11 protein-coding genes are annotated in these 19,451 nt (G+C 32.3%); 8 read left to right on the plus strand and 3 right to left on the minus strand.

Annotated elements, in window-relative coordinates; translation table 11 throughout:
- Nucleotides 1–2: 2 nt before the first annotated feature.
- On the plus strand, nucleotides 3–1,796 hold the full coding sequence (locus FQU21_RS10925; protein WP_147678042.1) for a metallophosphoesterase family protein: 1,794 nt from the start codon (nucleotides 3–5) through the stop codon (nucleotides 1,794–1,796).
- Nucleotides 1,797–1,804: 8 nt separating this feature from the next.
- On the plus strand, nucleotides 1,805–5,845 hold the full coding sequence (locus tag FQU21_RS10930) for a hybrid sensor histidine kinase/response regulator transcription factor (RefSeq protein WP_147678043.1): 4,041 nt from the start codon (nucleotides 1,805–1,807) through the stop codon (nucleotides 5,843–5,845).
- Between the two features lie 294 nt (nucleotides 5,846–6,139).
- Here the strand turns inward: FQU21_RS10930 and FQU21_RS10935 are convergent, their stop codons facing one another.
- Both FQU21_RS10935 and FQU21_RS10940 read right to left on the minus strand, forming a co-directional pair.
- On the minus strand, nucleotides 6,140–6,682 hold the full coding sequence (locus FQU21_RS10935) for a hypothetical protein (RefSeq protein WP_147678044.1): 543 nt from the start codon (nucleotides 6,680–6,682) through the stop codon (nucleotides 6,140–6,142).
- Nucleotides 6,645–8,252, minus strand: coding sequence for a UxaA family hydrolase (locus FQU21_RS10940; protein ID WP_147678045.1), 1,608 nt, complete (start codon nucleotides 8,250–8,252; stop codon nucleotides 6,645–6,647). The genes FQU21_RS10935 and FQU21_RS10940 overlap by 38 nt, the downstream gene beginning before the upstream one ends.
- Before the next feature lie 740 nt (nucleotides 8,253–8,992).
- On the opposite strand from FQU21_RS10940, the gene fucP reads away from it, so the two are divergent.
- The 5 genes from fucP (at nucleotide 8,993) to FQU21_RS10965 (ending at nucleotide 16,787) form a co-directional block, all read left to right on the plus strand.
- Nucleotides 8,993–10,297, plus strand: coding sequence for an L-fucose:H+ symporter permease (gene fucP, locus FQU21_RS10945; protein WP_147678046.1), 1,305 nt, complete (start codon nucleotides 8,993–8,995; stop codon nucleotides 10,295–10,297).
- A gap of 209 nt (nucleotides 10,298–10,506) precedes the next feature.
- The gene (locus FQU21_RS10950; RefSeq protein WP_147678047.1) at nucleotides 10,507–12,876 is read left to right on the plus strand and encodes a PSD1 and planctomycete cytochrome C domain-containing protein; all 2,370 of its coding nucleotides are present in this window, start codon (nucleotides 10,507–10,509) and stop codon (nucleotides 12,874–12,876) included.
- Between the two features lie 3 nt (nucleotides 12,877–12,879).
- A complete protein-coding gene (locus tag FQU21_RS10955) occupies nucleotides 12,880–14,343 on the plus strand; it encodes a DUF1501 domain-containing protein (protein WP_147678048.1) in 1,464 nt (487 codons plus the stop codon).
- Between the two features lie 11 nt (nucleotides 14,344–14,354).
- A complete protein-coding gene (locus tag FQU21_RS10960; protein ID WP_147678049.1) occupies nucleotides 14,355–15,395 on the plus strand; it encodes an NHL repeat-containing protein in 1,041 nt (346 codons plus the stop codon).
- Nucleotides 15,396–15,398: 3 nt separating this feature from the next.
- Nucleotides 15,399–16,787 carry a c-type cytochrome domain-containing protein gene (locus FQU21_RS10965; RefSeq protein WP_147678050.1) on the plus strand — a complete coding sequence of 463 codons (1,389 nt, stop codon included), beginning with the start codon at nucleotides 15,399–15,401 and terminating at the stop codon, nucleotides 16,785–16,787.
- Between the two features lie 506 nt (nucleotides 16,788–17,293).
- On the opposite strand, the gene FQU21_RS10970 is transcribed toward FQU21_RS10965, so the two are convergent.
- Nucleotides 17,294–18,166 (minus strand): AraC family transcriptional regulator, encoded by an 873-nt coding sequence (locus FQU21_RS10970; protein WP_147678051.1) that lies wholly within the window; start codon nucleotides 18,164–18,166, stop codon nucleotides 17,294–17,296.
- A gap of 158 nt (nucleotides 18,167–18,324) precedes the next feature.
- Here FQU21_RS10970 and FQU21_RS10975 point away from each other — a divergent pair, with 158 nt between their 5' ends.
- Nucleotides 18,325–19,449 (plus strand): zinc-binding dehydrogenase, encoded by a 1,125-nt coding sequence (locus FQU21_RS10975; RefSeq protein ID WP_147678052.1) that lies wholly within the window; start codon nucleotides 18,325–18,327, stop codon nucleotides 19,447–19,449.
- Nucleotides 19,450–19,451 lie beyond the last annotated feature (2 nt).

Here is a 19,451-nt window from a genome sequence, read left to right on the forward strand (position 1 = left end):
ACATGCGTAAACTTATTGTATTCGTACTTTTTGTACTATCTGTGTTTTCTTGTTTAGAAAAGAAAGACAATAAAAGTTTTCAAGTAGCCTTTATGGCCGATGTGCACTTACAAGATATTTACGGAAGCTTTTCAGATAATAATTATAAAGGTGTTTTAAATCCGCAAACAGGCAAATATACCTTAGCCAGAACAATGCAATCTCAATTGCAATCTACAAGACTATTTAACGAAAATTATTTTGCATTTTTGGCCGCTTTAGATAATGTAGTCTCTCGGAATATAAAATATGTGGTATTGCCAGGAGATTTTAGTGATGATGGCCAAATGCTCAATATTAAAGGTTTAAAAAGTATACTAGATAGTTACACAAAAAATCATGGCATTAAATTTATTCTAACCACGGGCAATCACGATCCTGTACGTCCATTTTATCAAGAATCTGGTAAAGAAGATTTTCTTGGAGAAGGAGGCAAACAAAAAGCTATTTTTAGTTCGAAAAAAGCATTCAATTCAAAAGACAATTCTAAATTAAAACCGGTGTTCACAAAAGATATCGCCAAATTAGGATATACCGAAATTCTTTCAGAATTAAGGGACTTTGGTTTTTTTCCAAAGAAAACAGATGTGTACTGGGAAAGTCCTTTTTCAAACTATAATTATTCAGATTATACTTTTAAAGACGCTGCAAAACAAGCAGAATTAGATAATAGAAAGTATAAAATGGAACCCAATGGATCTGAAATTCCAGATGTAAGTTATTTGGTAGAACCAGCAGAAGGCATTTGGTTTTTAGCTATTGATGCTAACGTGTATGTCCCCAAAGATGAAAACACTTTTTCTAGCGCAAGTATTGGCTATAATAATGTGTTAACGCATAAAAAACATCTTTTTAAGTGGATAAAAACCATTACTAAACGCGCAAAAAGACTTAATAAAAAGCTAGTTGTATTCAGTCATTACCCAACGGTAGAATTTAACGACGGAGCCTCAGAACATATACGAATGCTATTGGGAGAAGATAAAATGCAACTCCATCGTGTTCCTCAAAACGAAGTGGCCAAGGCATTTATAGAAGCGGGTGTTAAGGTACATTTTGGAGGTCATATGCACATAAATGATACTGGTGTTGCAGCCTTTGAATTAGGTACTTTGGTAAATGTGCAAATACCTTCGTTAGCCGCTTATATCCCTGCGTATAAAATTGCAACATTTTCATCTAACGAGATTGAAATTAAAACTATAGTAATAGATTCCGTTCCTAGATTTAAGGAACTATTTCCTCTTTACAAACAAGAATATGCCTTTTTAAAAAATAATGATGAGAAAGCATTATGGGATTCTACTATATTAGAGGCGAAAAACTATAAGGATTATACCCAAAACCATTTAAAAGGACTAATTAATAATAGGTTTTTAGAAAACGAATGGAACATGCCGTTTACCCAATTTTTACTAGGCCTAAATAAAAAAAGTGTTGCTGAGTTTGTGTCAATTGAAGAAACAGCTTTAAAAGATTTTGATGACTGGACAGGTTTTGATATGTTGTTCGATTTGTACCGCTTACGTTCTGCAGATGTCTTGGCTTTTGATGATATTGGAACAATAAGATTAAATAATTATAAATTGTTAATCAATTCCTTTTTAAAAAAAAATAGGTATCTTGAAAATCCTTCAAACAACCAAAAACATTTTTATCATTTTTGTGTTATATTTAATAAGTTTTTAAAAGGAGCTCCAAGTGGTAATTTTAGTATAGATTTAAATACTAATAAAATTACAATCAAAAAACCATAGATGTTATTATGCTTAAAAAAGAGATTTTATACTTTTTCGTTTTATTGTTTTGCTTAAAAAGTGTAGCACAGGAGCTACATTTTGAGCATTATAATGAAACTCATGGATTGTCTCATAATTCGGTTAGAAGTATAGTACAAGACGAAAAAGGTTTTTTGTGGTTAGGTACGTTTGGCGGTGTAAACCGTTTTGACGGTTATGATTTTAAAGCATTTACAGCCAAGGAAGAAACTTCAAATCATCTTAATAATAATGATATATTACAAATAATATCCGATGATAAATCTAATTTATGGATTGCAACAGACAATGGTTTAACGAAATACAATATACCAACATCTAGTTTTAAAACCTTTCATGCAAACCCTCAAGATAAACATGCTTTAGTAGACGATAGAGTTAGATCTATATATATCGATGAATCCCAAAGAATTTGGGTAGGAACCTTAAATAACGGGTTGTGTTATCTAGATGCTATTGCCAATAAATTTCATAGGGTAGATTTAGGGAAAATTGATAACATTAGAGGAATAACCCAAACACATGATGGAAGAATTTGGGTAACTAGTTTTACAAATGGAGTGTATAGTTTTTTTATAGATGATTTTGGTAAAGTAGCAGATTTACAAAATTATACCTTATTTCCAAATAGTATTACAGAAAAGAATTCCAATGCTTATTTTGTGTTTGAAGATAAAGCATATAATATTTTTGTAGGAACTCGAGAAGGACTGTTTAAACTAGATAAAATTAATAATAAGTTTAAGCTTATAAAAGCAAATACACTTAGTAATTATTTTAGATGTTTTACCAAAGGACCAAATGGGAGCTATTGGTTTGGTACGTCTAACGGAATTATTCAATGCGCTTCAATAGAAGACTTTATTAAAGGAAAGTTTAAGCAGCATACTACCGATTTAAACAACCCCAATTCACTTGTAAATAATTACATTATATCCTTGTATTTTGATTATTCTGGTGTGCTTTGGATTGGTACAGAAAATGGACTGGAAAGCTTAAACCCATTTGATAACCAGTTTAAAGCTTTAGGACTAAATTTTACAGGAAACAATCAAATCCCAATTATAAGTTCTTTTGCAAAAACATATAACAATAACCTTTTAATTGGTACCCATGCCAAAGGTTTGTTCTTGAATAAAAACGACAGTTTTGAAAAAGTACTCGATAGCTATACTCATGTAAGCAGTATTTACACAAAAGACAATATGGTGTTTTACATTGGGTTGTGGGATGGTGGTGTTGTGGAGTATGATTATAGAAATAAACAAGAAAAGAAACTAAATGTAGGTTTTGTTAATTCGCCAGTGTTTGCTTTTTATAAAATATCAAACCATGAGATTTTAGTAGGCTCACAAGGTGAAGGGCTTGTAAAGTTTAATTTAAAAACAGGAGCGAAGCAGTTTGTAAAAAACAATAACCCTAAATTTAAGGATATTAATAAAATAGTGTATTCAGAAGCGCAAAACTTATTTTGGGTAGCCACAGAAGAAGGCGTTTTTAGTTATAACATGCAAGCAAATACCATAGAACAATATGTATGTAGCGACCATAAAAAGGGGCTATCTAACAACAAAGTAAAAGATTTGTTTTTTGATAAAGAAGGACGTTTATGGGCAGGAACAAGAGAGGGGCTAAATTATTATGACCCTTCAACCAATAACTTTGTACACCAAACCGTACCCAAGGAATTGGCAGACGATTGGATTACAGACATAACCACAGATAGTTTAGGTGTTATGTGGTTAAACTTAAATTATAATAAAATAAGTAAATACAATCCTAAGAATAACGACTACAAAACATTTTATGTTAATAACGGGGTACGTTCAAATTTATTTAATAAACGTGGTTTTTTACATTTTAACAATAGAAAAATATATATCGGAGGCAATAAAGAAATCATACTATTCGATCCTCTAAATATAAAAGAAAACAAAAACGCTCCAATTCCTGTAATATCCGAATTTAAAGTTAGTAATAACAACATTAACCCCGGAGAAAAATATGGAGAAGTTGTCGTTATAAATACAGATATAAATTTTTCCAAACAAGCTCAATTAAGTTATAATAATAGAAATTTTACAGTAAAATTCTCTATACCGTCTTATGTTAATCAACGACAAAACACCTTTTATTATAAACTAGAAGGCTTAGATAAGCAATGGAATAAAACGGGCAGCGGTTCTCGTGCTATACAGTATGCAAACCTGCCTCCTGGAAACTATAATTTAAAACTTAAAGCAACCAATAATAACGGGTATGAAAGTGAAGTGTCAAGCTACAGCATTAAAGTACTCCCACCTTTTTGGCTCACTCCTCTCTTTTTTATATTTATTTTAATACTTATTATTATTGCTGTATATTTTTTAAATAATCAGTTAAAAAACCGAAGACTATTAAAGGAGGAATTGCTTTTTGAAAGAGTAAAACGTGAACGTGATGAAAAGTTGAATAATGAAAAACTCCGGTTTTTTACCAATATATCACATGAATTACGAACACCACTTACCCTTATTTTAGGACCAGCAAAACAGCTAATAAACAATCAAAAAGATGGTTATACTTTAAGTCGGGCTAATTTGGTATATCAAAATGCCAATCGTCTGTTAAGGTTGGTAAATCAAATTTTAGATTTTAGAAGAGCAGAAACAGGCGAACTAAACCTTAAAGTAGCAAAAACAGATGTTAGTGAACATGTAAAAAGTATATGCAATTCCTTTACAGAACTGGCGCTAGAAAAAAGCATCAGTTTAAACCTGAATATTGAAAACGAAGCGTCGCTTATTTGTTGGGTAGATATCGATAAGTTTAGTAAAATTTTATACAATCTACTTTCAAATGCTATAAAATTTACCGATTCGAACGGAAATATAGATTTGTTTTTAGGTCTAAAAGATAATGATTCTAAAAAACTAATATTGGAAGTTAGTGATAATGGTATTGGCATACCAGAAGAGAGTCTGGAAAAAATATTCGATAGGTTTTATCAAGCCAGAAATAGTAGAGAAAGTACCACGGGAACCGGAATAGGGCTCTCTTTAGTTAAAGCACTGGTAGATATACATAAAGGCGAAATTAAAGTTAAAAGCTTACCAGGAAAAGGGAGTGTTTTTACAGTAGAATTACCAGTAAGTAAAAAAGCTTATAACCATGAAGAACTATTTAAAGCTGTAGAAACTAAAAAAATAGAACAACCAGTAAACGAACATACCACTATTAAACAGCAAAAAATTACTGAATCTTATCAAATAGGAGAAAAGCCTTTGCCAAAACTCCATATAAAACAAAAGATTCTTGTTATTGAAGATAATACAGAACTTAGAGATTATGTTGTGCAATATTTATCTACTTATTATAAGGTTTTAGAGGCTAAAAATGGGCAGGAAGGTCTTGAGATTTGTAATAAAGAAAAACCTGTTTTGTGTGTGGTTGATGTTATGATGCCTGTAATGGATGGATTTGAATTTGTTGAAGCCTTAAAATCTGACGATGATATTAGCCATATTGCAGTTATACTTTTAACGGCTTTAGCCGAAAATGAAAACAGAATAAAAGGTTATGCTATAGGAGTAGATGGTTATTTAACTAAACCGTTTGACCCAGCTTTGTTAAAAACACGTATTGATAATATTATAAAATTACACTTTGATTTAAAGCAACGTTTTTCTGGAGAAGTAGAAGGCGATATATTAACATTAGCGCACTCTCAATTAGATATTGATTTAGTTTCTAAAATAAAAGAAATTATTGAAAATAATATGAGTTCTTCCAAACTATCACCAAATTTTATTGCTGAAGAAGTAGGTATGAGTACTTCAAAATTATATAGAAAAATTAAACAACTTACCGATTTAACACCTTATGAATTTATTAGAACTATTCAATTAAAAAAGTCGGCACAATTATTAAAAACCAAAAGATATAATGTTTCAGAAGTTTCAGATATGATAGGTTTTAATGATCCCTTTTATTTTAGTAAAGTATTTAAGAAACAATTTGGTTATAGCCCTAGTAAACTTTTAAAGTAAACTTTTAATTCAATATTAGTCTCTTTTTTTCCATAGAAATGTTAAAATTATGGTTCAAAAGTATTTTACGAACACACAAACAATAGTAACCAATACATTCTAAAAACCAATGAGATTTAAAATCTTGATTTGAGATTAATTAAACCGTTTTAAGGTTTAAACGTTTATGTATAAGGAAAGTTGCGTGTTTGTGTGCGAGGATTTTCCGAAGGAAAATCAGAAGCTAGCAAACGAGCAACTAACTTTGGTTTAGCTAAAACTAGCAATTTTTTTATACGGTGTTGTAAAACGTTTTTATTTATTCAGGTTTGCAATAATGTCTTTAGTCAGTTCAGGTTTATTTTCGGTTTTTAAATAGATGAATTTCATTCCCCAACCATTGTCAATATTTAAAAGTCCGTAGTTTTCGTTAAAAAGCATTGGACCGTTTCCATCAGTAACAGACTCTTTTAATTGAAACAGGTCAAATTCCATATTTGATAATTCAGAATCCGAGTATTTACTTTTTTCGGCTAATTCAAATTCCCAGAAGTCGAGAGATAGAACTTTTGAATTGAGATTGTAACGCACTGTTACATTTTTTTCATTATCAGTTAGATTCCGATATTGATATTTTAAAATACTGTCTTTTGTTTCAATTGTCAATTTATAGTTTTCGGTTCGTTTAAGAGAATCCAAGTCAAAAACATAAAGGGTTCTTTTTTCAGTTATATTTTCCTTTTTAGATTCGGAACAAGAAACTGAAATCAGTATTAAAATTAATATTTGGAATGCTTTTTTCAAATGTTTTACAACTTTATTATAAGGATACGCCTCTTTTCCAAGGAATAAAATCATTTTGGTTTAATAATTTGGCTTTAGTGCTTATGTTTCCGCTAGCGACTTCAATAATAAAACCTAACAATTCATCGGCCATCTGGTCTATTGTTTTTTCACCACGTATTACGGCTCCAGTTTCAAAATCAATAATATCTGGCATTTTTTGTTTCAACTCTGTATTTGAAGCCACTTTTATTATTGGAGCAATAGGATTGCCCGTTGGTGTGCCCAAACCCGTAGTAAACAATACTATATTGGCACCAGAGCCAACCAAACCCGTAGTGCTTTCTACATCATTTCCAGGGGTACACAATAAATTTAAGCCTGGTTTATTTATATATTCACCATAATCTAAAACGGCTTCTATTGGAGATGTCCCTGCTTTTTTAGCTGCGCCAGCAGATTTCATAGCGTCCGTTATTAGTCCATCTTTAATATTTCCAGGAGATGGGTTCATATCAAAACCAGAACCCGCATTAATAACCGATTCTTCATAAGCGTTCATAAGCTTTAAAAACTTATCACCATCTGAATCATTAACACATCGATTTACGAGTTCCTGCTCTACACCGCATAATTCAGGAAATTCAGCCAATATTGCTGTACCACCTAAAGCTACCAATAAATCGGAAACAACTCCTAAGGTTGGGTTAGCAGAAATGCCAGAAAATCCATCTGATCCTCCACATTCTAGTCCTACCTTTAATTTTGATAATGGTGCTGGTTTACGCTTCATATTATTGGCTTCTTTCATTGCTAAAAATGAATCTTTAACAATGGTTGATAGCATGTTATCTACTGTTCCCATTTGCTGCTGTTCATAAATTAAAACAGGTTTATTAATGTTAGGATTAATAGTTTTTAGTGCTTCCTTAAAAATATTAATTTGTAAGTTTTGGCATCCTAAGCTCAACACGGTTACTCCTGCTACATTAGCATTGTTTACGTAACCCGCCAATAGTTTGGCCAAACTTTCAGCATCTTGACGAATTCCTCCACAACCACTTGCATGGGTAATAAACTTAACTTCTAAATTATCAAATACATCTTTAGGTTCTTCAATGGTTTTAACTTGGTTATTACCGTATATTAAAGATCGTAGCAGCATTTGGTGTGGGTTATCTTTTTTCTTTAAAAGTTCATTTTCAAATATCTCTTTTAACTTTTCAATATTACGATTCTCGCAAAAAACCAAAGGAAAAAACAGCCAAACGTTTTCGGTTCCTACTTGGCCATCTTCTCTGTGATATCCCATAAAAGTACGGTCTTTCCATTTCTCAATGTAGGGTGGTATCCAATTAAAAGGTGCTGTTTTTCCAAAAACTTTTTCGCTGTCATGCTTTACGTTTTTGGTGGTAAGTAGATCGCCTTTTTCTATAACAGCATTTGCTGTGCCTACTAAAACACCGTACATCAAAATACGATCTCCAGGGGCAAATTTGTCCAGCGCTATTTTGTGCTTAGATTTAACGTTTGAAAGAATTTTTACAACTTGTCCTTCAAACGGAATTATGTCCCCAGCCTTTAAATTTACCAGTGCAACAGCAACGTTGTCTGATGTGTTTACTTTTATAAGTTTATTTTGCATCCTATTAATGGATTTGTTTTTTGGTATACTTTACTTACTATATGTAGTAAAGCTATTTTTTGTTTCGTTGGCTTCAATTTTTTCTAAACCGAAGGCAATTGTATTATTCAGTTTTGTTAAGCCTGCTTGTCAATTTTATTTTTATCTTAAGGTTTCATTGGCTATTTTTTTGTAGTTATTATATTTCTAAATTTAGCCATGATATTTTTTTATTAGTAGATTGATATTTTTGAAGTACTTAATGAATTTAAAGTACGTTTACTGAACAGTAAGTTATTTTAGCGCGAGCATCAATTTTACAAATTTAAAGATTAATTTGAAGTATTGCCTGGGATAGATGATGCTTAATTTATAAAATGTCAAAAGGTTTGTGGAATTAAAAAACTTTAGTTTCGACAAACTTATATTTAAACACAAAAATATATTAAATTATTAAAACGTCATTATTTTAAATCATAATTAAAATAACAAAAAGCAGTAAAACTATTAATAGTTTAAAAATAGAGGCGGCTAATGGTTTTCAGTAATTATAAACTTTATGTTTAATATAGGTTAGGTTAGCTGGTTAATTTAAACTACTAGGTTTTTGTGTCTATGCCTTGTTTTTAATGGGATTACCGTTTGTTGTTAAGAGTAAATTTTTAATGTATGTGTAATTATTCCATGTTTTTGCATATAAATTCGAGGTTATTTTTTAACTAATTTATAATTTTTGTTTAACAATTAATTAAAATATAAAAATGAGTAATAAAACAAAATTGCAAATAGTGCCAAAAAATATGCTTTTACCATTTATTTTAGTAACCTCGCTTTTTGCTTTATGGGGTTTCGCTAATGCTGTAACCGACCCCATGGTACAGGCTTTTAAAAAAGTTCTAGAGCTTAGCAACTCGCAAGCTGCTTGGGTTCAAATGGCATTTTATGGAGGGTATTTTTGTATGGCATTACCGGCTTCAATATTTATGCGTAAATATTCTTATAAAACCGGTATCTTAATTGGTTTGGCATTGTATGCTGTTGGAGCTCTTTTGTTTTATCCAGCGGCCACTACAGAGGAGTTTTGGTTTTTTTGTCTTGGTTTATATATTTTAACTTTTGGTTTAGCGTTTTTAGAAACAGCCGCAAACCCATATGCTTTGGCAATGGGACCAAAAGAAACTGCCACACAGCGTTTAAATTTAGCTCAAGCATTTAATCCTGTAGGGTTAATTCTAGGTTTATTTGTAGCTCAACAGTTTGTGCTTAAAAATTTACAGTCTGATGATATTGAAAATTTCTCTTCACTGGATGCAGCTTCTAAAATATTAATTAAAACGTCCGATCTACTTGTAATTAGAAATCCGTATGTTATTTTAGGTTTAGTGCTTATTGGCGTTTTTGTGCTGTTTTTGGTAAGCAAAATGCCACAATCTAAAGAAGAAGGAAGCCTACCAAGTATTAAAGAAACATTTAAAAATTTAGCAAAAAATAAAAACTATTCTCTTGGGGTTTTAGCGCAAATTTTATATGTGGGGGCGCAAATTATGTGTTGGACATACATCTATCAATATGCCGAAGGTATTGGTGTAGATAGCGTTACAGCAGGATATTATCAAATGGTCGCGTTTATATTATTTACTATAGGAAGGGCAGTTGGTACTTACATGTTAAGGTTTATTGGTTCTGGGAAATTATTAATGTTTTTCGCATTGTTAGCCATTGCTTTGGTGTTAGGAACTATTTTTATTCAAGGAAGTTTTGGCTTATATACACTTGTGGGAGTATCCTTTTGTATGTCTTTAATGTTTCCAACGATTTACGGTATTGCTTTAGGAGACTTAACAGAGGAACAATCTAAAATTGGGTCTGCAGGTTTGGTTATGGCCATTGTAGGTGGTGCCTTGATGCCTAAATTACAGGGTATGATAATAGATTTAGGTGGCAATGGTGTTTCAGATACGCAAATTTTAGGGGTGTCTGAGGTGAATTTTTCCTTTATACTTCCTTTATTTTGCTTTATATACATTACATGGTATGGGGCTTCTGTAAATAGACATTCTAACTAATTTTGTGATTTTATAACTAATTAAACTTATTTAGTTAAAATTTTTTACTATTATTACATGTGTAGACATATGGTCAAACTAATGTTTTGTATAATATATCGTTAGGTTCAGGAATTGCATGGTTTATAATTAAAGTAGTAAAAGCAAAATTTTATTTTTTTGAAATAAGTTAACCGATTAGGTTTTGAAAAACAAATAATTATGATAAAATGAAAAGAAAACATATAATTTTAACACTATGGTTTATAGTGCCCCTTATTGTGTTGCTATGTATTAGATACTTGTGGCAAACTTCAAATAGTGAATATGTTTCTATACCGCATTCAGGAAATCAACTTGAAGCGGGTAAAGTAGCGTCAGCTCAAAAACTTCCGGATAGTGTAGATTTTATTTTTCATATAAAACCTATTCTGTCAGATCGATGCTTTTTATGTCATGGTCCAGATGCAGGTACCCGAGAAGCAGGCTTGCGTTTAGATACCGAAACAGGTGCATTTGCGGCAATAGGAGAAAGCTTAGATAGACATGCTATAATTCCAGGTCAACCAGAAAAAAGTCAACTTATACTAAGAATAAACGAGGCAAATCCAGAAAAAATAATGCCTCCTAAATCCTCTAATCTAACACTTTCAGATTATGAAAAAAAACTGTTTACCAAATGGGTAGAACAAGGAGCAAAATATAAACAACACTGGGCTTTTGAGGCTCCTAAGGCTGTAACAGTACCAGAAATAAATAATCCAAATTGGGGTACAAATGAAATAGATCATTTTATAGCCAAACGTTTAGAATTAGAAGGTTTAAAGCCTTCTGAAGAAGCATCGAAGGAAAAATTAATTAGGAAACTTTATTTTGATCTTACTGGTCTTCCTCCTTCAATTGATGATATAGATGCTTTTTTATCGGATGATAGCTCAAATGCTTATGAAAAAGTTGTAGATAAATTGTTGACATCATCTGCATATGCCGAAAGAATGGCTGCAGATTGGTTAGACTTGTCAAGGTATGGAGATACCCATGGCTATCAAGAAGATTATGAGCGCACCATGTGGCCATGGCGAGACTGGGTTATTAGTGCTTTTAATAAAAACCTACCGTACAATAAATTTGTAACTTGGCAAATAGCAGGAGATTTATTACCAAATGCTAGTTTAGAGCAAGTTGTGGCAACAGGATTCAATAGAAATCATAAAATAACTCAAGAAGGCGGAGTTATTGAAGAAGAGTATCGAGTTGAATATGTTATGGATAGAACAGGAACAACGGCTAAAGCTTTTTTAGGTTTAACTATGGAATGTGCGAGGTGTCATGATCATAAGTACGATCCCATTTCCCAAAAAGAGTTTTTTGGATTTTATAGTTTTTTCAATAAAGTTAAGGAAAAAGGCGTAATAGGTTTTAAAGAAATTCCAGAACCTAAAATAGAAATTACTCAAAAGGAAGTGGATGAAGTACTGGCGTTTATTAATATGCCAGATTCAATTTCAAAGCTTGGATTAATGGTCATGAGAGATGATGCAGCTCATCGTAAAACTTATCTTTTAAATAGGGGTGTATATGATGCTCCCAATAAAGCAGAAGAAATTTTACCACATACCCCAAAAAGTGTATTGCCTTTTACCGAACAGTATCCTAAGAATAGATTAGGGTTGGCAGAATGGCTTTTTGATGAAAAAAACCCTTTAACGGCTAGAGTGGCAGTAAATAGAATGTGGCAACAAATATTTGGTGTGGGTATTGTGTCTACATCAGATGACTTTGGTAATCAAGGGGCATTACCATCGCACCCCAAACTTTTAGATTGGTTAGCTATAACCTTTATGGAAGAAGAATGGGATATGAAAAAGATGTACAAACGTATGGTAATGTCTAGTGCCTATCGTCAAACATCAAAAGTAACTCCTAAATTATTACAAATAGATCCAGATAACAAGTTTTTAGCCCGTAGCTCCCGTAGCAGACTTACATCCGAAATGATTAGAGATAATATGTTAGCGGTAAGTGGTTTACTGGTTAATAAAATAGGAGGGCCTAGTGTTAAACCTTATCAACCTAAGGGGTTGTGGCAAGAAACATCATCTGGAGTGGAAGGGGTGCTTCTTAAATATATACCAGATAAAGGTGAAAACAAATACAGAAGGAGTTTATATACATTTTGGAAAAGAACGGTGCCACCCCCAGCTATGTTAATATTTGATTCGCCAACAAGAGATTTGTGTGAAGTAAAACGTCAAAAAACAAATACGCCTTTACAAGCTTTGGTTATGATGAACGATCCGCAACTTATGGAAGCTTCTAAAAATTTGGCTAAAACAATACTAAAGGATACGTCTAAAAATGAAGTTGAGAAAATAAAATATGTGTTTAGAAAAATAACCTCTCGTTATCCAGATGAAGATGAATTAGGAAAGCTTCGAAATTATTTAAATGATCTTAGAAGTAAACATAAATTGAATAATCAGGAAACCGAACTTACAAAAAATACAGAAACAAAAAACATTGTTTCTAAAGATTTAAGAATATATACAAACTTAATTAGCCTGATTTTTAATCTTGACGAGGCAATAGTTAAAGGATAAATTATGGATGAAATCACAAAACATTTTCTAAATAATAATAGAAGACAGTTTATAAAAAAACTAGGCGTAGGGCTTGGCGGACTTGCTGTAGCATCTATGACAGATCCGCTTTCCTTTTTAGGAGGGCAAAAAAAAGTTGCTCAAAACATATTGCCAGAAAACGCGCTTCATTTTGCACCAAAGGCAAAGCGAATCATTTATCTTTTTCAAAGTGGTGGACCTTCGCAATTAGAGCTTTTTGATTATAAGCCCCTTTTAAGTAAAATGAGAGGGCAAGATTTACCAGATTCTATTAGGCAGGGGCAAAGGCTAACAGGAATGACTGCTGGTCAAGAAAAATTTCCTTTGGTAGGAAGCCAGTTTAAGTTTAATCAATATGGAGAGTCTAGAGCTTGGATGAGTGAACTTATGCCCCATACCTCCAAAATTGTAGACGAATTATGCTTTGTAAAATCTGTACATACAGATGCTATTAATCACGACCCTGCAATTACATTTTTTCAAACAGGATCTCAACAAACCGGTAGGCCTAGTATGGGCTCTTGGTTTAGCTATGGTTTAGGTAGCTTGAATGATAATCTGCCAACTTTTTCCGTTCTTTTATCTAGAGGTACAGGGCGCCCGGTTGCACAGCCTCTATACTCTAGGCTTTGGGGGAATGGTTTTTTAAGTTCCCTGCATCAAGGTGTGCAATTTAGATCGGGTAAAGATCCTGTGCTTTATTTAAAAAACCCAGAGAGCATTAGTAAAACGGATAGGCGATTAATGTTGGATTACATGGGCGAACTGAATATGAAGCAAGAAGCCGAGTTTGGAGATCCTGAAATAAGCAGTAGACTTTCACAATATGAAATGGCTTACCGCATGCAAACCTCTGTACCTGAAACCATGAATGTGGATGATGAACCAGATTATATTTTTGATATGTATGGAGAGGACTCCAGAAAACCGGGGACTTACGCCGCTAATTGTTTGTTGGCTAGAAGGCTTGCCGAAAGAGATGTAAGGTTTATTCAACTGTATCATATGGGATGGGATCAACATGGAGATCTTCCAGGAGATATTAAAAACCAGTCCAAAGACGTTGATCAAGCTACAGCGGCTTTAATAAATGACTTAAAACAAAGAGGCTTACTAGACGATACTTTGGTAATTTGGGGAGGTGAGTTTGGTAGAACTAACTATTGCCAAGGCACCATGACCGATACCAATTATGGAAGAGATCATCACCCTAAATGCTTTACCATGTTTATGGCTGGAGGCGGTGTAAAACCAGGATTTACCTACGGAGAAACGGACGATTTTGGTTATAATATAACCAAAGACCCAGTACATGTACATGATATACAGGCCACAATAATGCATCTTATGGGGGTAGATCATACAAAATTAACTTATAAACATCAAGGACGTAGATTTAGATTAACCGATGTAGGAGGTCATGTTGTAAATGACATTCTTACTTAAAAATAAAAATTATGAGCAGAAGAAAATTTTTAAAACAATCATCATTAGCATCATTAGGGGTTTTGGGATACCCACTTTATGGAAATGCCTTTTCGTTTAGTAATAATAAAGAGGTAATTGTTGGGCATAATAATTACAAGTATAAAGTAGATATGCATTGGGGAGATTTAGACCCAACAAAAACCCCTGTAAGAGACTGCCACGAAATTGTACAAGACTCAAAAGGCCGTATAGTGATGCTTACCAATCACACAAAAAATAATGTTATTATATATGATAAATCTGGAAAACTACTTGATAAATGGGGAACCAATTACCCTGGCGGACATGGTTTAACCTTGGTGAAAGAAAATGGTGAAGATTTTTTATTAATTACAGATTATGAGCGTCATCAAGTGATAAAAACAACTATAGATGGCAAAGTTGTTTTCGAGTTAGATTTCCCGTCAGAAACAGGTAAATATAAAACCAAAGAGGAATTTAAACCCACAGAAACAACTGTTGCAGCTAATGGTGATTTTTATGTAGCAGATGGGTATGGTAACCAGCATATTATTCATTACAATCATAACGGAGAGTTACTTAATATTTTTGGAGGAAAGGGTGAAAGTGACGAGAAATTTATAAATGCCCATGGTATTTGTTATGATGATAGAGATAAAAATAACCCAACACTTTTAATTTCGGCAAGAGCCTTAAATATTTTAAAACGTTTTGATTTAAAAGGCAACTACATAGAATCTATACCTGTACCTGGAGCTATGATTTGTAGACCAGTTATTCATAAAGAAGATATTTATTTTGCTGTGTTGGCCGAAAAACCAGGAGAAAAAGATTCTGGCTTTTTATTAATAATGGATAAAGACAATAAAGTAGTTTCATGCCCCGGCGGCACATATCCTACTTATGAAAACCAAAATTTAAAAAAACTATATCAAGGCACCAGATTGTTTAAGCACCCTCATGATGTTTGTGTTGATGATGATGATAATGTTTATGTGGCGCAATGGAGCTCTGGAAATACCTACCCTATTAAACTAACAAGGACATAATTAATGAAAATAAAGTTGTACGGAATAATTTTAGCATTGTTGCTAATTGGTGTTTTCATATGTAGTAGTATATTCTTTAACTCGTTTTTTTTAACGTTAGGACGTTTACATCCACTTGTTTTGCATTTACCTATAGGGGCTTTAGTTTTGGTCTTTTTTCTTGATATTTTAAGTCGCGTTAAAGGACATTATCCTAAAAGTATAATTACATATGCCTTAGGTTTTTCGGCATTTTTTGCTAGTCTAGCTTGTATATTTGGTTATATATTATCTTTAGAAGGTGGATACTTAGGAGACACGCTAGATATTCACTTTTGGACAGGTATTCTTTCTGCTGTTTTAATAACCTTGTTGTTTTTATTAAGTTGCTCTAATAATAAAATACTTAAAAAACTTTTTCTACCTTTTTTTATAGTAACATTAGGTTGCATAAGTGTAGCGGGCCATTATGGAAGTGTATTGACTCATGGCTCAGATTTTTTAACAGAACACTTAAAACCTACTGTTTCAGTTAAGCCTATCACTAGTATAGATAGTTTAAGTTTATATAATAATGTTGTGCATGAAGTTTTTGAAAGTAAATGTATTGAATGTCATAATTCAACAAAGAAAAAAGGTGGATTATCGCTAGCTTCAAAAGGGAGTTTATTGATGGGAGGAGATTCTGGATTAGCTTTTGTGAAAAATAACGCAAAAGAAAGCTTGTTACTAGAGCTTTGTACCTTGCCTATTTCAGATGAAAACCATATGCCACCAGAGGGAAAGCCTCAGCTTACAAAAAAAGAACTTTGGTTGCTAGAATATTGGATTAATAATAGTGATAAAACGGACGATAGAATTGCTTTCCTTGATAAAACGGATACATTACAGAATTATTTAAAAGATTACATAGCTATAGATCAAGTGTCCATAAAACATGCGTCTGTTAGTGTCTTAATTTCATTAAAAGAAAAAGGATTTACCATTCGGAATATAAGTCCTAAACATGGAGGGGTATGGGTTACTTATAAAAATAAGGACTTACCAGATGATGGTTTAAAAGCTTTAGCAGCCATTAAAGACCAAATTGTAGAATTGGACTTGGGTAACACAAACTTATCTGATGATACGACCGAAGTTTTGAAAGAGCTAAAAAACCTTAAAAAGCTTTATATTAATAATACCAATATTACAGACGTTTCCTTAAGTTATTTAGAGAAATTGAAACAACTAAAAATATTGGTTTTTCATAATACAGCAATAACTAGGAGTGGTTTAGAAAATATTTTGAGTAACGTAAAACTTACTAAAGTTTATGCTTGGAAAACTAACATAGACCATTCTGTAGCATCAGTATTAGAAAAAAAATATAATGTAATTATTGATTTAGGGAGTGATAATCATACTTATTAATAAAAATAACTAACTTAAATGTTGTTGGGTTAATATATACTAAATAAAAGTTCAATCGCATTTAGTTTGTATAATAAAGAGAAAATCATGAAAAGATTACTCAAAAAGCAAATATACCTGATGTATATTTAGTATTCATTACAGTCACTTTGGGTAGTTTGCTATTTGAGTACGACGCTGCTGAATAACTGGGGCTATTGATTTTCTTCAAGTTAAGTTTGAATTGTCTGGAATGGTGACGAGTTGGGCAGATTCTATGGCTTTATAGGCTGTTTTTTAGGCTATATTAGTGATGCGTCTGGAAGAAAAAAGTGCTGGTTATAACTTTAATTTTAACAAAAGGATTAGCTTTACCCGAGCTATTAGTACCGTTTCATTTTAGGTTTTTATTGGTTTTATTTATAAAAACTACTAGAAACCAAGAAAAAACACTTGTACAAATTAAAGAAATCAGAAAAAAATATTTAAATAAAATATAGAAGGTATAATGTCATGGGGAGTGAAATTTAGTTGCTTTGTGCCCACTTTTTTCTATAAGCCTTCGGAGTTAAATTTTCATATTTTTTAAATTTAGAGTTAAAATGTTGAATACTAGGAAAACCCGATTCAAAAGCAATATTCCCTATAGTCATATGAGGTTTATCTCTTAGCAGGTTTTTTGCATGTCCTATTCTGTATGCATTAAGGAAGTCAATAAAAGATTTTGAAGTTTTCTTTTTGAAATATCTACAAAAAGCGGGTTTTGATAAGTGAGCTATTCCTGCAATGTCATCAAGTGTTATTTTGTTTTTAAAGTTCAGGCGTACATATTCAAAAATATTATTTATTACTGTGCTATCTCTACTTTTTAAGTTAGGCTCATAATGGAGATTTGTAAGCGGAATGTAATCTTTTGTTTCCGTAAGCAAACAAAATAATTCAAAAACAAGAGTCCATTTTCTCAACCCAAATGTTTTACTAATTTCAATAAGTTTGGGCGTAACTTGGGCACTGAATTTTTTTGAAAATAAAAGTCCTCTATCTGCTTTTTTTAATAGTATAGATAACGCATGTAATTCTGCTGAGTTTTTAAAATTAGTATCTGTTAAATCCTTGGAAAACTGAAGTACTACAGCTTTAGCTCCTTTTTGATTACTTTTAAAATCAGTTCTATCACTTTCCCATAAATGAGGTAATCCAGAACCTAATAAAACCAAATCTCCATTAGTAAATCTAGATATGTTGTTCCCTACATATCTAGTACCGTTACCTTCTAGTATTAAGGTTAGCTCTATTTCTGGATGAAAATGCCAAGGGTGGTTAAAGTATGGCAATTCTAAATATTCGCAATGAAAAGTATTTGCATAATCAAATGTTATCTTAATAAGTGATGCTTTCATAAAATTTATGGTATCCAATCTTTACAATATTACATTAATATAAATGTATTAATTTATTTTTTAAGTATACAAAGTTAATATTCATTCATTTTATGCTAAGAATCGTGAAAAAGACAACTCGCTTATTCAATAAATTGCAAATTCTTAAAATGAAATTTATGATAGCAAAAGCAGCTATAACTAATGGAAGAGGAGATTATACCATTGAAACAGTAGAAATGTTTCTTCCAAAAAGAGATGAAGTATTGGTTAAAATGAAAGCGACAAGTATTTGTCATACAGATTATGATTCTTTGAATTGGAATACTCCTTTAATTTTAGGACATGAAGGAGCTGGTATAGTAGAAGCTATAGGTAGTGAAATTACTAAAGTAAAGGTGGGAGATAAGGTTATATTAAATTGGGCTATTCCCTGCGGTAGATGTTTTCAATGCGATCAAATGAATCAAAATCTTTGTGAAAATAATTCGCCTGTAACCGTTGGAAATCAAACAAGTGGAGGAGCTATCTCTAAAGGTCATGCAAGATTAAGTAGTACAAAATTTAAAGGCAAAGCAATACAGCGTTCATTTAATATAGGGACTTTAAGTACACATACTATATTAAAAGAACAAGCATTAGTAAAATATGATATACCAATCCCTTTTGGTTCGGCATCAATTTTAAGTTGTGGAGTCATGACAGGTTATGGCTCTGTAGTTAATTCTGCTCAAGTAAAAGCAGGTTCGTCTGTTGTGGTGTTGGGCACGGGTGGCGTAGGTTTAAGCGTTATTCAAGGCGCTAAGATATCTGGAGCCTCCAAAATTATAGCCATAGATATTAATCCAAAACGTTTAAAAATGGCTGTTAAATTTGGAGCAACACACACAATACAGGCAGATAAAGATGATGTTAACTTGCTAAATGCCGCCGAAAAAGTAAAAGCACTAACACAAGGTCGTGGTGCAACCTATGCTTTTGAGTGTACAGCAATACCAGCCTTAGGAGCAGCACCATTAGCCATGATTCATAATGCAGGAACTGCAGTACAGGTAAGTGGCATTGAAGATGAAATAACCATAGATATGAATCTTTTTCAATGGGATAAAACCTATATAAATCCTTTATATGGAAAGTGTAGACCAGAAATAGACTTTCCTATTCTGTTGGATTTATATGAAAAGGGAGATTTACTCTTGGATGAAATGGTAACTAATACTTATAAATTTAATGAGTTGCCAAACGCTTTTAATGATATGTTAGCAGGTAAAAATGCAAAGGGTGTAATACTTTTTGAAGATTAAAT

This window comes from Algibacter pacificus (genome assembly GCF_008033385.1).
In the GTDB taxonomy this organism is placed as follows: Bacteria; Bacteroidota; Bacteroidia; order Flavobacteriales; family Flavobacteriaceae; genus Algibacter; species Algibacter pacificus.

What these genes read in the sequence shown, in the direction of transcription:
- FQU21_RS10925 (WP_147678042.1), top strand. Translation starts at nt 3, where the DNA reads ATGCGTAAACTTATTGTATTCGTACTTTTTGTACTATCTGTGTTTTCT.
- FQU21_RS10930 (WP_147678043.1), top strand. Translation starts at nt 1,805, where the DNA reads ATGCTTAAAAAAGAGATTTTATACTTTTTCGTTTTATTGTTTTGCTTA.
- FQU21_RS10935 (WP_147678044.1), bottom strand. Translation starts at nt 6,682, where the DNA reads ATGATTTTATTCCTTGGAAAAGAGGCGTATCCTTATAATAAAGTTGTA.
- FQU21_RS10940 (WP_147678045.1), bottom strand. Translation starts at nt 8,252, where the DNA reads ATGCAAAATAAACTTATAAAAGTAAACACATCAGACAACGTTGCTGTT.
- fucP (WP_147678046.1), top strand. Translation starts at nt 8,993, where the DNA reads ATGAGTAATAAAACAAAATTGCAAATAGTGCCAAAAAATATGCTTTTA.
- FQU21_RS10950 (WP_147678047.1), top strand. Translation starts at nt 10,507, where the DNA reads ATGAAAAGAAAACATATAATTTTAACACTATGGTTTATAGTGCCCCTT.
- FQU21_RS10955 (WP_147678048.1), top strand. Translation starts at nt 12,880, where the DNA reads ATGGATGAAATCACAAAACATTTTCTAAATAATAATAGAAGACAGTTT.
- FQU21_RS10960 (WP_147678049.1), top strand. Translation starts at nt 14,355, where the DNA reads ATGAGCAGAAGAAAATTTTTAAAACAATCATCATTAGCATCATTAGGG.
- FQU21_RS10965 (WP_147678050.1), top strand. Translation starts at nt 15,399, where the DNA reads ATGAAAATAAAGTTGTACGGAATAATTTTAGCATTGTTGCTAATTGGT.
- FQU21_RS10970 (WP_147678051.1), bottom strand. Translation starts at nt 18,166, where the DNA reads ATGAAAGCATCACTTATTAAGATAACATTTGATTATGCAAATACTTTT.
- FQU21_RS10975 (WP_147678052.1), top strand. Translation starts at nt 18,325, where the DNA reads ATGATAGCAAAAGCAGCTATAACTAATGGAAGAGGAGATTATACCATT.